This window comes from Haladaptatus sp. DYF46 (assembly GCF_021083305.1).
Classification (GTDB): Archaea; Halobacteriota; Halobacteria; order Halobacteriales; family Haladaptataceae; genus Haladaptatus.
Genome location: NZ_JAJFAY010000005.1, coordinates 19464 through 33304 on the forward strand (window position 1 = coordinate 19464; position 13841 = coordinate 33304).

Consider the following 13841-nt stretch of genomic DNA (forward strand, 5'->3'; position numbering starts at 1 on the left):
TTATTATCGATGGCTTCGATTAGAGTCGGAATCGACGTTGGTGGAACGTTCACCGACGCAGTTGCGATAGATAGCGAGACGTTCGACGTACTTGAGCAAATCAAAGTCCCGACCACGCACGACGCCGACATCGGCGTTGCCGCCGGTATCGTTGAAGCGACGTCGAAACTCTTGGATTCGCTTTCAGTATCTCCGGATGATGTCGTATTTATTGCACATGGTACAACGCAGGCGACGAACGCACTCCTCGAGGGAGACGTCGCAAAGGTTGGGGTACTCGGGCTTGGGAAAGGCATCCAAGGACGTCGCGCCCGTTCCGAGACGGACGTCGGCGACATCGACCTCGGCGATGGGCAAGCGATCACGACCGAACACGGTTTCTATAATATAAAGAACGGCGTCGACGAGAGCGAAATTCGAGGGATACTCAGGTCGTTCGAAGAGAACGATGTTGGGGCGGTGGTCGCGAGTCAGGCCTTCAGCGTCGACGACCCGCGGATAGAAAAACGGGTCCAGACCACATCCCAAGAGTACGGACTCCCCGCTATCGGAGCGAACGTCGTCTCGAAGCGATACGGTCTCAAAATCCGAACGAGAACTGCGGTGGTCAACGCTAGTATCCTCCCGCGCATGGTCGAGACATCGACGGCAACTGGAGAGAGCATTGAGAATTTCGGCATCGACACACCTCCGATGATAATGCGCTCGGACGGTGGAGTAATGGGTATCGACGAGATGCGTAGCCGCCCGATTCAGACGATTCTCTCCGGACCGGCAGCGGGGGTCGCGGGTGCGCTCATGTACGAGAACGTAACCGACGGCATCTTCGTCGACGTCGGAGGGACGAGCAGCGACATCAGTGTTATCGAAAAGGGGCAGCCGAAGTGGAAGTCGGCCGAAATAGGCGGTCACTCCACGTTTCTGAGGACGCTCGACATTCGGACCGAAGGGGTTGCGGGGGGTTCGATGATTCGTGTCGAGGATGGGGAAGTGGTCCAGTCGGGACCACGGAGCGCACACATCGCGGACCTTCCGTACGCGGCATTTGCCGATCCCGAAGACATAGTAGATCCCGAACTAATCTGGATTACGCCGAAGGAGGGCGACCCCGAGTACGTTGGGATAGAAACCGCGACCGGTAAAGTGTATGCGCTTACCCCGAGCGGAGCGTCGAACCTCCTCGGGTTGATCGACGATGGCGATTACGCCGCAGGGAACCCGAAGGCCGCTAAAAAAGCGTTCGAACCGCTCGCGGCCGAACTCGGCGTGGACGTTGAGACGGCAGCTCGTGAGGTCCTCGACGTGAGTATCGCGAAAGTCGTCCCGGTCATCGAAGACGTGATCGAAGAGTACGATCTCGACCCTGCCTTGCTCGAGGTGGTGGGCGGCGGTGGCGGTTGCGGGGCGCTCATTCCCTACCTTGGGGAGGCAACCGAGTACAGAACTCGGCTCGCAGAGAACCACGAGATCGCGAGTACTGTCGGAGTCGGGCTCGCGATGGTTCGTGACGTCGTCGAACGGAATGTAATGAATCCGTCCGAGGAGCAGATAGAACACATCCGAGAGGAAGCAATCGACTCCGTCGTCGGTATGGGAGCCAATCAGGATACCATCGAAACGACGATCGAGTACGACGATTCGGAAAACTTGCTGCGAGTGGAGGCAGAAGGCTCTACCGAACTGCAGACCCGCGAAATGGGTCAATCTGGCGTAGGAGAGGACGACCGTCGATCCGTCGCTGCGACAAGTCTCGACGTTTCCGAAGACTCGGTCGAAGAAGCCGCTACGAGTGGGGGATTGTTCGTCTATCAGGCTGCCGAGGAGCATTCGAGATTTTTCGGCTTGCTCACCAAAGAGAAAACGCTCCTCTCGGTGATCGACGACACCGGGGTCGTCAAACTCAAACTTCAGGATGCGTCGGTGTATTCGACCGAGAAAGACTCATTAGAGCGCTCGCTTGAGCGTGTCCTCGACAAAGAATCGGTCTACAGCGGGTCGACGACTCGACTACCGAATATTTACATCTGTCACGGGAATCAGATACTCGACGTGAGCGGTATGTCGGGACGTGACCAGATTCAGTCGATCGTCGATATCGAACTCAAGAACGTACAGCCCGATCAAGAGCTGCTCATCATCGGTGAACGTCCGTGAGAACATCGGGCTCGACGCAAATCAGCTTTGATTCTGCTCGTGAGCATCGAGCCTGGGCCTACGGCCGAAATCGTGCGGCTGAAGTATATCACGAGCACGGCTCGTCCAATCCAGAAACACTCACAGTAGAGAGTGGTCTGAGCGTGATCGAAGACGATTGGCACGGACTCGACTCTTTAGTTCTCCTCGGTACGTACCGTGACGAGACCATCACCCTCTATCGCACACAGATTCGAGACGTCGCCGCTGCAAACGGCGTCCCCGAGTTCCAACTCGTCGAAGCGACACTTGCACACGAACTTGGCCACTATCTCGTCGATGTATCCAAAATCGACTCACGAAGAACGCAACAGTGGCGCAGCGTCGTCGAATCACTCTTCAACGTCAGCCTTCGCTCGAAAGTCGTTCACGAAGCAGCGGCCAACGGATTCTGCTTCGCCCTGCTCGAAAGGCGATTTGAGACATCTCCGCTCTTCGACGCTCCCGAGATACTGATTTCACCGTCACTGTAGCTGTCGCCGAGTTTGTTGGACGCAAAGCTAACTCCTACCGACATTCGAAGTGGCGGAATGATTATTAAGGGAGGATTTGTATAGGCTGTATGCCAAGCCAACCCGCAGCAAATCCCGTGTCGGCCCTTGAGACGGGCATGACTATCCTCGAGGCGATACGAGAGCACGAGGGTGCAACGCTCGTTGAGCTCGATGGAGAACTCGATTTTTCGAAATCGACGATTCACCGCCATCTTTCGACGTTTCGCCAGGAGGGATACGTTTTTCGGGAAGACGGTGAATTCCACATCAGTCTCCACCTGTTCGACCTTGCATCGTACAACCGCGAACGGAATCCACTGTTTCACATCGGTCGTTCGACTGCAGACGAAGTAGCTAGGCAGATCGAAGAACGTGTTTCGCTCGTCGTCGCAGAGCAGGGTCGGGCAGTAAAATGTTACATCGCCGAGAGCGATCGGTCAGTAACGACCGACGCTCACCTCGGTCTGTCGATGCATCTCTACAACACGTCCGGTGGTAAGGCTTTGCTTGCCCATATGAGCGAGGAAGAGACCGAAGTCGTTCTAGACGAGGGAATCAGGCCAATGACCGACAACACGATCACAGACCGCGAGACACTGTTGACAGAACTGCAAGATATCCGTTCGAAGGGGGTCGCCTTCGACGATCAAGAACGGTTGGCTGGTGTTCGAGGTGTCGCTGCACCAGTCATCGACAAGCAGACTGAAGATGTCATCGGTGCTATCGACATTGCAGGCCCAGCGACGAGACTTGAAGGAGATAGGTTCACGAAAGAGATCCCCGATCTAGTTCGACGAGCATCGGACGAAATCGCACTCAACGTACAGTACTGGCGAAGGGAGTGACGATCGTCACGAGTTCACCGAAGACGTTTCCATACCGTTCCAGTCATCGAGGCTCATCTGCTGAAGTGACTCGCCGCCGCTGGAACTCTCCGGACGATTATTCAACGAGTCCGCATGGTCCGAGAATTCAGCGAGATCGTGTATCTGTGGCGAGTGGCTATCCAGACCAAGGATTGACACGCGCGGACGCAGACCGGTGCTGGAACGTACGCACGTGAGAAGAGCACCCCACGTTCGACTAAATTTTTAATTGTAGTGTGGACAAGGGGAAGTAGTGCGCACACGTTGGGCAATGAGAATCAGCACCCACTGCGTCACCACAGCGTTAGGCAATCATCACGAGGTGGACATTCCGTTGTGTGTCCGTCACCGCCACTTCTTACTGGATGTGACAACTGTATACAGGTTATCGACACAGTTGCATGTGGCTCGTTATCACTAATGATTCCACGATGCGGAATTCGTGCGCCCTTGTTTACACCCCTACTACTGTAATAGAGGAACGCAACTCGATCTTATTCCGCCTGACGGAATTCTGCTGATGAACTATCATCGGAAGCAGTCTTATTACCAATGCTGTGGTAGCTGCTGACGCACATGCAGACGGAGCCACGCGGCAAGAGCCAGCAGTATCTCGAACAGTTGCAGGAAGTGCTGAGGGAAAACGTCCTCGATTTCTGGTTTCCCCGGTCGGTCGACACCGAGTACGGTGGGTTCATCACCAGTTACGACAAAGCGGGCGAGTTCGCAGGCAACGGAACCAAACAGATAGTCACACAGGCGCGGATGGTCTGGCTGAATGCTCGGCTCGTTCGCGAAGGCTACGGTCAAGAGTTCGCCGATCTCGCCGAACACGGCTTCGACTTCCTGCTCGAAGAGATGTGGGATGAAAGACACGGTGGGTTCTACTGGGAAGTCGAGCGTGACGGTACGGTTACAAAACCGAACAAACACCTCTACGGGCAGTCGTTCGGGCTCTACGCACTCTCGGAGTACATTCGCACGTTCGACGATGACAGAGCCACGGAGTACGCTCACGAACTCGTAGAGATGATGGACGAACACGCAAAGGATGATGAACTCGGTGGTTACGTGGAGTACTTCACGCCGGACTGGAAGCCGATCACCGAGGGGCAAACCTACCTCGAGAGCATCGAACCGGACTGGTCACCGAAGGAATCCGGTGACGCCGTGCTCGACCCTACGCTCAAATTGACGAACACACACCTCCATCTCATGGAGGCATTCACGACCTACTACGAGGCGACCGGAACTGAGAGGGGACGACGGCGTCTACACGAGCTGTTGGACATCGTCACTAACACCGTCTACAGAACGGGAAGGAGGTTCTGTACGGACAAGTACACCCCAGACTGGACACCCAAACTCGACGACGAGGATTTCCGCATCGTCTCGTACGGACACGACTTGGAAGGAGTGTGGCTGGTCATGGAAGCGGCATCGGCACTCGACATCTCGACCACGCTGTTTTCCGAACTGTTCGAAACGCTGTGGAAATACTCACTGGAGTACGGCTACGACGAGGAACACGGTGGGTTCTACTTCTACGGCGGGTTCGATGAACCGGCCAGTTTTCGCGTCAAGGCTTGGTGGGTTCAAGCGGAATGTATGACCAGCGCGTTGCGAATGTACGAGCATACTGGGGACGTACGGTATTTTGACGCCTTTGAGGAGACGTGGCGATTCATTCGAAAGTATCACGTTGACGATGACCATGGCGAGTGGCACTCCGGGATCACCGATGATCTCGAACCAGTCGGGCGCAAAGGCGCGGTCTACAAAGGAGCCTATCACAACGGGAGAGCGCTGCTTGAATGTATCAAAACGCTTGAACGACTGCGACGAGAGTAACTGACAGGATACTGTTCGAGTGGACTGATGCATCCATCCAGTGTCCACTTGAGGAGTATCGTCGAAACCCAACCGTGACCCGAGGCGCCTCCTGAACGTGACGATGGATGGGGATAGCCACGCCGGTTAGCCAACCCCCAGATCGGCGGGTTTGCCCAGGGAATAGCCGTAGCATTCGCCAAATGATCGATCCCATATTTTGATTTGATACTTCTCGCTTACTCACTGAATATAGAGCGACGACGAGCGGTTCTGTCCGATGACCCCATTCTTTGAATCCACCGAATAATGTGGGTTTTGCGATTGATGAAAGGTGCGTGAACAGAGAATGATCTCACGGCTGTATAAATTCCATTTGGCAGTATATAATTTATGATTTGCTAAAAGAGCCGTTACTGGTCGAAGAAGCGCCTGACTAGGGCAAGTATATTAACCGCTTCCAAATGAGATGAACGTTGTGAATGCCAATAAACAAGCAGTTCGAACGACTAGCAATCGGCTCGACGGCGCTAACTTCGCGAGTCCGACGCTACCGGCGGCGAGCGCACCTGTTGGTCCATGATCTTTCGAGGCATCCGGCGGTCTTCATCGGTGACACTCCTCCCCAGAATTTTTGCCCGAACGAACAATTCGAGTGATGGGACAAGGTGTCAACTGCATCATTACTCCGGCGATCTATAGGCGTATATCAGTATATAAATATGTATAAGAATATAAGTAATAGAAGAGGGAACGATTTGACAGTATATTTCGATAACTGATAATTAGTCGATCGGGAGGATCATACAGTAGCGATATATTCACCGTTCTCGAACCGTCTCAAATGGACGGTGATGACGTCGATTCTGGCGTTCTGGTACGGATATACGATGAACGTGCATCGAGAGTAGCGCTACAGATCGATCGTATACGGCGGAAAATAGATACGCACATCTGGTTTCCGTAGTTTGATAGTACTTCCTAATCATCTACATCGTATCTATACTCCATACATGAACTGACAATTATGTTTCATATGGTTGTTCCCGGGGAGTCGTCCACACGGAGATCATTTTCCGAAGCAACCCCCGGATAAGAGGGACGACACCGGCTCAGTTGTCCGGCAGCAATCGAATCGTGTAGCGATTCGTTCGCCCACAAGAGCGAAGCGCTTGTGGACGCCGTATTCCCTCCCTACTCGCTCCGTGAGGAAGGGGCCTTAGCGCCTGCAATTCAGGTAAAGAGAACGATTGGTACGCCGCGGAGAACCGAAATTCCGAACGCGGGCGTCGGTTAGACTTTCGAATGTTTTCGTCGCTTCCAATAGAATTATACGAGCTTACACGCCTGTCTCTCACATGCCATATTGTCACGGTGACGAACTCGCGGATACGTACGCCACCGCTCGCGAGAACGGGTACGGGTTCTTCGCGAGCAACGTCGTTCAATTCGACATCATGGTCGGACTGCTTCGAGGTGCGCTCGATGCGGATGCCGACTTGGTGTTACAAGTCAGCCGTGATGCGTGTGCGTTCTACGGCGACGGGGATGCCTCCGCTGGCCTGCGTGCGTTCGGTTCCTACGTCGAGAACCTCGCCGAGTCGAAGAGCGTCAACGTCTTCCTCAACGTCGACCACGTCCACTTGCCCGATCAACGATCGTTCCTCGACGACGTCGTCGCGTCCGGCGTGCCGTCTTCGGTGATGGTCGACGCCTCGGACCGTCCGTTCGAGGAGAACGTCGAATGCACCCGTGAGGCCGTCAAGGCAGTCCGTGACGGTCCGGAGGAGCTGTTGGTCGAGGCCGAACTCGGCCGGGTTGCGGGTGAGGAGAACGGTGTCGAGACCAGTCCGAACGAAGCCTTCTATACGGACCCGGACGACGCCGTTCGGTTCGTCGAGCGAACCGATGTCGATCTGCTCGCGGTGTCCGTCGGTACGCAACACGGCGTGGCGTCCGGACGCGATTTAGACGTCCGACCGGACGTGGCGGACGAGGTGAATACGGCGCTCCACGAGGCGGGCCACGACGTCCCGTTAGTGGTTCACGGATCGTCGGGCGTCGCCGACGAACAGGTCGCGGAGTTCCTCGATGCCGGTGTCTGTAAGTTCAACAAAAACACGCGCTACCAGTACGAGTTCGCTCGAACCGCCGCCGATTTCTATCGGGACCACGCGGACGCCATCAGACCGCCGGAGGAGACGGCCGCGGATCGCAACTCGTTTTTCGCGGACGACGAGTGGTCGCCGGACAAGACGTACTTTCACCCACACGTGGTCGGCGACGAGATCCGCGACCGACTGGCCGAGGTGATGGTCGATCTGGCGGAACTCACCGGGTGCGCCGGACGGAGTCGAACAACGGACGTCCACGACGATGAGTGACCCCCTGTTAGTCGGCGTGGACGCCGGCCTCACGAACACGAAGGCGGCGGCGTTCACGCGGGATGGTGAGACGGTCGCCGTCGAGACGCGAGAGACGCCGAGCGGGGACGGACTCCCCGGACGCGACGATCAGGATCACGACGCGTTGTGGGAGGCGGTCGCCGACACGATCGCGACGGTGACCGGAGACGATGCAGTCGACCCGGAGTCGGTCGCAGGCGTCGGCGTTGCGGGTCACGGTCACGGGTTGTACGCGCTGGACGCCGACGACAGCCCCGTCGTGGGCATCAAGTCGACCGACTCCCGAGCGATGAGTCGCCTCGAAGAGTGGCGGGCGGACGGCACGCTCGCCGCGGCGACCGACCGCCTCGGCTGGGAACCGTTCGGTGCCGATCCGTTCAGTCTGCTGGCGTGGTTGAAGTCCGAACGCCCGGCGGCGTACTCGAAAGTGGAGACGGTGCTGTTCTGCAAGGACGTCATCACGCACCGGTTGACGGGGCGTCTCGGCACGGATACGATGGAAGGGAGCGTTTTCTACGGCCCCGACGACGATTACGACCCGTCGGTGTTCGACACGTTCGACATCCCCGAGGCGTTCGACGCGCTCCCGAGGGTCGTCGAGAGCACGTCGGTCTGTGGCGAGGTCACGGAGTCGGCCGCCGCGGCGACGGGTCTCCCGACGGGCACGCCGGTTGCCGCGGGGCTCCACGACGTGGGGGCGTGTGCGCTCGGTGCCGGAGCGATTCGTCCCGGGCAAGGCGTCGTCATTCTCGGAACGTGGGGACAAAGCGTCGCCGTTCTCGACGACCCCGACGGCGGAGGGACGGGGCTCCCGCGACGGTTCCTCGATAACTGGATTCGCTACCGCGGTATTCGCTCGGGAACCGCCTGTGTCGACTGGTTCGTGGACGAGTTCGGCGACAAGTGGCGCGCCGAAGCCGACGAGCGGGGCGTGAATCCGTACGTCGTCTACGACGAAACCGTCGCGGACGCCCCCGTCGGGGCCGGCGGCGTGATTTTCCATCCGTACCTCTCCGGGTCGACCGACTATCCGGAGGCGCGCGGCGGGTTCTACGGACTGACGCTGGACCACTCCGGCGAGGAACTGCTGCGCGCGGTCTACGAGGGCGTCGCCATCGCTCAGTGCACGGGATTGGCGGACCTCTCGTCGGGCGTGTCCGACCTCAGACTGACCGGCGGTGGAGCGCGAAGCGAAGTATGGTCGGAAACGTTCGCGGACATTCACGGCAATCCCGTTTCCGTTCCGGACGGCGACGAACTCGGGGCGCGCGGGGCGGCCCTCTGTGCTGGCGTCGCCGCAGATCTTTACGAAGATCACCGGGCGGCGACGTCGATTGCGGTCGACGTGAACCGAACTCACGACCCGGACCCCGAAACCGTCACCACCTATCGTCACCTCGTGGACACCTTCGAACGCGTTCGGGAGGATGTCCGTCCGACATGGAAACTGTTGAATAGGGATGGGTGGAAATAAAACCATGTCAGAAGATACCAACCGTGGTGCTCGCTCCGTGACGTGTCTTCTCTGTGGGGATCCACAGCAACCGAGCGAATACATGTACGAGGAGCTTGGTCGCCTCGAATCGGAGGGAGTCCACTTCGAGGAGATGAACTGGCTCGGGACCGCCTCCCCGACCGAGTTCCGCGACGTGACGATGGATATGGAGGCGGTCGGTCCGAGCGGTTTCGACGCCGACGACATACTCGAAAACGCCCGCGAGGGGGTCGAGGTGCTGGTCGTCCACAAGGCACCGGTGTCGCGGGAACTCATCGAGGCAGCCGAGGACTTACGGGTGGTCGCGGCGGCCCGCGGCGGCACCGAGAACATCGACGTCGTAGCCGCGCACGAAAACGACGTAACCGTTCTACACGCTCCCGGCCGCAACCGGAACGCCGTCGCCGACTACGCCATGACGATGTTGCTCTCGCGCCTCCGCGGGGTTCCCTTCCATCACGGCGCGATGACCGACGGGGAGTGGAACCAGATTTTCGACCCCGATGAACTCCCGCCGGACATGGAACGAACGACGGTCGGTGTCGTCGGGTTCGGAAACATCGGCCGGGGTGTCGCCCGCCGTCTGGACGGGTTCGACAGCCACGTTCTCGCCTACGACCCGTACGTCGACGACGACGCCATCCGCGAAGTGGACGCAGAGCCCGTGACGCTCCCGGAGTTGTTGGAGCGGTCGGACGCCGTCACGCTCCACGTCCGCCTCTCCGAGGAGACGAGTGGCCTCATCGGACGTGAGGAGTTCGAGACCATGAAAAATTCGGCCTTCCTCGTCAACACCGCCCGTGGCGGCCTCGTGGACGAAGACGCACTGGTCGATGCGATCAAATCGAACCACATCGCCGGTGCCGCACTCGACGTGTTCCGGCAGGAACCGCTCCCGGACGACGATCCGCTGCTCACCTGTGACGGGGTCGTTCTCACCCCACACGTCGCCGGATCCACCCGTGATGCCGTTCTTGGCGGCCCTCGCATCGTCGCCGCCGATCTCGAACAGTGGCTCACCGGCGGGAAACCGACCAACGTCGTCGAGTCGGCGTGACACCCACCCCACACTCAAGCGATATCCCCCACGGTAGGGCTCGTTGAACGCCCGGCCGAAACGTTCGATTCCGGCCGGATATCCCCGCCCGTTCACCGCCCGCAGGAGCGCCGAATTCTCGCCTACCTCGCGGAGTCCTCTAGACTATATCATCGAAAGTGCATTTTTCGATCGCCGAGTATCGATGTATTCAGTCGTCCTTCCGGCGTGTACATCAGTCCGGCTTTTAGGTCTGCACGGTGACACGGATTCCGTGTATGATCAAATACTCGTTCCAACGGACGGCAGCGACGGTGCAAACGTCGTGTTCGATCACATTCTCGATATCGCGGCCGAACACGACGTAACCGTCCATATTCTCAACATCGCGGATACGACACATGCGAGCGACTCCCTCTTTCAAGGAGCGATCGTCGACGCCTTCGATATCGTCGATATCTTCGAGGAAAGAGGTGAAGAAATCGTTCGCGTCGCTGCCGAACGCGCTCACCGACGTGGCGTTGATACCGTCACTGACGTCGTTCGGGGAGAGCCATCGAGTTCGATCGTCGACTACGCTAGTTCACAGGGTATCGATCTCATTACTATGCCAACCCACGGACGTGACGGGCTTACGCGTCTCCTGATCAGGAGTACAGCCGAGCGCGTCGTCAGACAAGCCGACACCCCCGTTCTCACGATTCGGCCCGGAGAGAGTACGACGACATACCCGTATCGAGACGTGTTAGTTTCAACTGACGGAAGCGACTGTGCGACCGAGGCATTCTCGATCGGAATCGAGGCAGCAACGACGGCTGAGGCCGCACTTCACCTTCTGTCCGTCGATAATACAGCATCGCTCGGCATTGATGTTTGGGGTGATAGTCGGTCGACATCCGAAGAGGAGAATGCGCGTGAGGTACTCGAGACCGCGTCAATCGACGCCAAGAAGGCGGGCGTTGGATCGATCTCCCGAGCGATTGAACACGGACCGTCAAACTATCAAGCGATTCTCTCGTATGTCGACGACCACGATGTCGATCTCCTCGTCGTCGGAACTCGCGACCGAACTGACTTCAATCGGCGTGTATTTGGAAGCGTCGCCGAAAAACTCGTCTGCAAATCACCGGTTCCCTGTCTTACTTTGTGAGAGTCTCCTCGCGAGCGCACCCACGTCATTTTCCGCGAAATGAAGGGCGTTGGTCCGACGGATGGCTGCCACCCCGCGATCTACTACGTTGCACGGAGAATCGTTCCGTCACGGTCGCTATGGAAGTTCTTCGGAAACGACGGATAACTCCCGTGCGAATGCAACCGTGCCACAAATCACCACACACTATCTCGATTCGATCGTCGGGAACGAGTGCGCCCGACATATCGCCAGGGTAGGCGGTATCGTACATTCCTCTCCGGGCTTTTTGGGATCGATGCTCCGATCGAGCAGGTAATTGAACCGGTAGCTATCCGGAACCGTGCCGTTCCGTCAGCGTCACGGGTCGGGCATGGGTGTGTATCCATAGATTTCGGGGGTTCTCCCCCGGGAAGAACTGAAAACGACGGAAACCGAGGAATAGCACCACTACGCAACGAGGGAACAGCCCGAGAGTTAATCTGTCTCCGGAACAGAGTGTGTGTATGGTCACGCTCGAGGTAGCCCTGCCCGATCGTATCGAGAGCGACATCGATCGTCTTGTCGAACAAGGCGATTTTCTGAATCGAGAACAAGCGGTCGAAGAGCTTCTCTCGCTGGGGTTATCGGCCCAAGAAACCGGCGACGAGTTCGAAGAGGAGTTGGATGAAGATCTGTTTACGGATGCCGTCGATGAGCAACAGGATCCGGCCGACCAGTACAACGATCCGCTCTAACCCCCTCTCGAAAAGAGGAGCCGAGCGAGCGAACTACTGACGGCGTAATCCGATCGGGAGGAAGAGCGCCGACTCGTCGGAATCCGCCTGATCCACGATGTAGGCGAGAATGATAACGGTCTCAACGATTCCGGTCAAACCGAGACGTAGTAGGTTCTTCCTCCTCTTCGATATCCTTTCGAGATTCACCGGGGCCATTCTTTCGCTCGTATTCTCGCCACTCGTACCAAAGGACGAGGAGCGTGAGGCTGATCAACGCGCCTATCCTCTGCTCGTTGACGATGCTCCCGACGAGACTGAAAATCAAGAGGAATTTCACTACCCCGCTAGTCGTACCGTTCATACTAGTATCCCCAACTCGCCCTCGAAATGCGTATCGTTAGAAAAGTGATTCGAGACTGATTTCGACATGACTCGCGAGGAACTGCCCAAAACGTATTTCATGCCATCCAAGCGGCGACAGCACACTCGCCGTCCGAACCAATCCTTTCTGCGCTTTCCCGATTGACGACGGGGATGGTGCATTTGTGTGCATAGCTTGCACACGAGTCGAAATCGTTTTCCGTCTATGTGCAGAACATGCACATACAATGAGCGCGAGTGATGATCCCCGACGCGTCCATTTTCAATCTCCGGAGTATCTGGTCGAGCGACTGGATGCAATTGCCAGCCTCTTCGACAAAGACCGAACCGACCTCCTCGTAGAGGCAATTCGCGAGTATATCGAAGACACGGCGGAAAGTGAGACGTTTCAGGAACTGGTCGCAACGAAGTATTATGACGACCAGTTAGAGTTCGAAACGGTGAAACAATTGGTCGGTGCTGAAACAGCCCAGCGGCTCAGATTGCTCAAAGCAGACCTCGAAGGCGAGCCATTCGACCTTGCGGCCCCTGACGCCACCGACATATACGATGGCAATGCGAAGGCCGTCGATTCGGAACGCACACCAAACGACGTAGACGAGCGATGAGCGGCCATCCACGATTGCGGACAGTCGTTGCGGACACGAGCGCACTAGCGAGTCTTGGAGTCCCGCGTGCTGCTAGCGACTACGATACTGATTCCGCGCCCGATCCGCTCCAATATCTGCTCACCTCATGTGAAGTCGTCGTTCCCCCCGAAGTCGTCTCGGAACTCAACGATATCGCGCAGTATCACGACATCCATAGCGCGGCAGCCCACAACGTTCTGGCCGCACAAGAGCACTACACCGTTACAGACCCATATCAGAAAGCGGAAGCACCGGATACACGTCCGACGTTTGGGCTCGATGATGGCGAAACAGACGGCATACTGCTCGCGAATGCACTCGCTGTGGATGGCTTTCTCACGGATGAATTCGGTGGTACGAATTTCGCACTCGTCCATGCGGCACTGAGAGGACCTCGCATCGTCCCAACGCCGCGTCTTATCTGTGATTATGCCCGTGATGGCCATATGACTCACATTGAAGCACGGAACCTTGTGAACGCAATTGGGTCGTATCGAAGCTGGGACGACAGTCCCTACGTTACCCAGCTCGTGAAACAATTGGAATGATTATGGGAATTTAGAGACCACTCCTCCACGACGCCACCACGCGAGAGTCACACCCCGTTGTCGGTGACACATGGCGGTACGAGTTGGTTGGCTCCGGTGGGGTGTCCATATCGAAG

The 13841-nt window shown here is 57.4% G+C and carries 12 protein-coding genes; 11 read left to right on the forward strand and 1 reads right to left on the reverse strand.

The window, feature by feature from the left end; translation table 11 throughout:
* Positions 1-9 precede the first annotated feature (9 nt).
* The 9 genes from LJF34_RS20280 (at position 10) to LJF34_RS20320 (ending at position 12185) form a co-directional block, all read left to right on the forward strand.
* Positions 10-2154 (forward strand): hydantoinase/oxoprolinase family protein, encoded by a 2145-nt coding sequence (locus LJF34_RS20280; protein WP_231187291.1) that lies wholly within the window; start codon positions 10-12, stop codon positions 2152-2154.
* Positions 2155-2297: 143 nt separating this feature from the next.
* Positions 2298-2666 (forward strand): hypothetical protein, encoded by a 369-nt coding sequence (locus LJF34_RS20285; RefSeq protein ID WP_231187293.1) that lies wholly within the window; start codon positions 2298-2300, stop codon positions 2664-2666.
* Positions 2667-2782: 116 nt separating this feature from the next.
* The gene (locus tag LJF34_RS20290; protein WP_231187295.1) at positions 2783-3532 is read left to right on the forward strand and encodes an IclR family transcriptional regulator; all 750 of its coding nucleotides are present in this window, start codon (positions 2783-2785) and stop codon (positions 3530-3532) included.
* A 597-nt stretch (positions 3533-4129) separates the two neighbouring features.
* Positions 4130-5404, forward strand: a complete 1275-nt coding sequence (locus LJF34_RS20295; protein WP_231187298.1) for an AGE family epimerase/isomerase — start codon at positions 4130-4132, stop codon at positions 5402-5404.
* 1337 nt (positions 5405-6741) lie between these two features.
* A complete protein-coding gene (fba, locus tag LJF34_RS20300; RefSeq protein ID WP_231187299.1) occupies positions 6742-7767 on the forward strand; it encodes a class II fructose-bisphosphate aldolase in 1026 nt (341 codons plus the stop codon).
* A complete protein-coding gene (locus tag LJF34_RS20305) occupies positions 7760-9262 on the forward strand; it encodes an FGGY family carbohydrate kinase (RefSeq protein ID WP_231187301.1) in 1503 nt (500 codons plus the stop codon). The genes fba and LJF34_RS20305 overlap by 8 nt, the downstream gene beginning before the upstream one ends.
* A gap of 4 nt (positions 9263-9266) precedes the next feature.
* Positions 9267-10340 carry a 2-hydroxyacid dehydrogenase gene (locus tag LJF34_RS20310; RefSeq protein WP_231187304.1) on the forward strand — a complete coding sequence of 358 codons (1074 nt, stop codon included), beginning with the start codon at positions 9267-9269 and terminating at the stop codon, positions 10338-10340.
* A gap of 253 nt (positions 10341-10593) precedes the next feature.
* The gene (locus LJF34_RS20315) at positions 10594-11469 is read left to right on the forward strand and encodes a universal stress protein (protein WP_231187306.1); all 876 of its coding nucleotides are present in this window, start codon (positions 10594-10596) and stop codon (positions 11467-11469) included.
* Positions 11470-11954: 485 nt separating this feature from the next.
* Entirely contained in the window at positions 11955-12185 is a 231-nt protein-coding gene (locus LJF34_RS20320; RefSeq protein ID WP_231187308.1) for a ribbon-helix-helix domain-containing protein, read from the forward strand.
* Positions 12186-12306: 121 nt separating this feature from the next.
* Here the strand turns inward: LJF34_RS20320 and LJF34_RS20325 are convergent, their stop codons facing one another.
* Positions 12307-12528 (reverse strand): hypothetical protein, encoded by a 222-nt coding sequence (locus LJF34_RS20325; protein ID WP_231187310.1) that lies wholly within the window; start codon positions 12526-12528, stop codon positions 12307-12309.
* A 247-nt stretch (positions 12529-12775) separates the two neighbouring features.
* On the opposite strand from LJF34_RS20325, the gene LJF34_RS20330 reads away from it, so the two are divergent.
* A complete protein-coding gene (locus LJF34_RS20330; RefSeq protein ID WP_231187312.1) occupies positions 12776-13156 on the forward strand; it encodes a hypothetical protein in 381 nt (126 codons plus the stop codon).
* On the forward strand, positions 13153-13725 hold the full coding sequence (locus tag LJF34_RS20335) for a hypothetical protein (protein WP_231187314.1): 573 nt from the start codon (positions 13153-13155) through the stop codon (positions 13723-13725). The genes LJF34_RS20330 and LJF34_RS20335 overlap by 4 nt, the downstream gene beginning before the upstream one ends.
* Positions 13726-13841 lie beyond the last annotated feature (116 nt).